1 protein-coding gene is annotated in these 1,230 nt (G+C 56.8%); it reads left to right on the top strand.

The annotated features are described in order from the left end of the window. Window positions 1-59: 59 nt before the first annotated feature. Window positions 60-1,195 (top strand): IS3 family transposase gene (locus ACHH0Z_RS25550; protein WP_201405648.1). Its coding sequence is split into 2 segments (ribosomal slippage): window positions 60-306 and window positions 306-1,195, totalling 1,137 coding nucleotides; the frame shifts between segments, so codons are not numbered across the junction. Window positions 1,196-1,230: the final 35 nt, after the last annotated feature.

Raw genomic sequence — 1,230 nt, 5'->3', positions numbered from 1 at the left:
TGGACTGACCCCGCCCCGGTAGACGATCCTGCCCTATAGTTTGAGCATAGGAGGAGCGTATGGGCACACCACGATTTACACCTGAATTTAAGGAAGAAGCCGTCCGTCAGATAACAGAACGCGGTTATTCCGTTGCCGAAGTATCCGACCGTCTGGGCGTTTCTGCACACAGCCTCTACAAGTGGCTACGGGCTATCAAACCTGATAACAGCGAACAGCATGCCCGGGATTTACTGGAAGCCAAAAGCGAGATCCTGAAACTCCGGGCGCAGCTAAAACGCACCGAAGAAGAACGGGATATCCTGAAAAAGGCCGCGCGGTACTTTGCAAGGGAGCCCGACTGAAGTACCGCTTTATCAATGAACACCGCACTGTATGGGGTGTGATGACGATGTGTCGGGTACTGAATGTCGCCCGGGCCGGGTTCTATGCGTGGCTGCACAACCCGGTCTCGGCGCGTGATAAAGATAACCAGCGTCTGCTGATGCTTATCCGCGACTCATATTCACTGAGCGGAGGCGTATACGGTTACCGGCGGGTTCATGGCGACCTGAACGAAATCGGGGAAACCTGCGGCAAAAACCGGGTGGGTCGTATTATGCAACAAAACCGGATCAAAGCCGTACGCGGCTATAAAGCGCCGCGTCGTATCGCCGGCCGGCCTTCAGTGGTTGCCCCTAATCGCGTGCAACGGCAGTTTACTGTTGTCCGGGCCAATCAGGTCTGGGTCACAGATATTACTTATATCCGCACCTGGCAGGGCTGGCTGTATCTGGCGGTGGTTATCGATCTCTTCGCCCGTAATGTGGTCGGCTGGTCGATGAAGCCCACTCTCTCACGCGAACTGGCACTCGACGCGCTGATGATGGCCGTCTGGCGGCGAAAACCGGACGGCGAGGTCATCGTGCACTCAGACCAGGGCAGCCAGTACGGCAGTGACGACTGGCAGCGCTTCTGCCGGGCTAATAACCTGGCCCCGAGCATGAGCAGGCGTGGCAACTGCTGGGATAATGCGGTGGCCGAATCGTTCTTCAGTTCGCTGAAAAAAGAGCGGATCAGAAAACGCATCTATAAAACCCGGGATCTGGCCCGGGCCGATATCTTCGATTACATTGAAGTGTTCTACAACCGGGCCCGGCGCCACAGTCACCTCGGCGGCCTCAGTCCGGAGGCCTTCGAACAGGCCTCATCGTGAGGACAGAATTTGTCTACGGGCGTGGGGTCAGTCCA

The organism is Enterobacter cloacae complex sp. 2024EL-00227, assembly GCF_043945315.1.
Lineage (GTDB): Bacteria > Pseudomonadota > Gammaproteobacteria > Enterobacterales > Enterobacteriaceae > Enterobacter > Enterobacter roggenkampii.
This window is presented reverse-complemented; position numbering and strand designations above follow the sequence as displayed.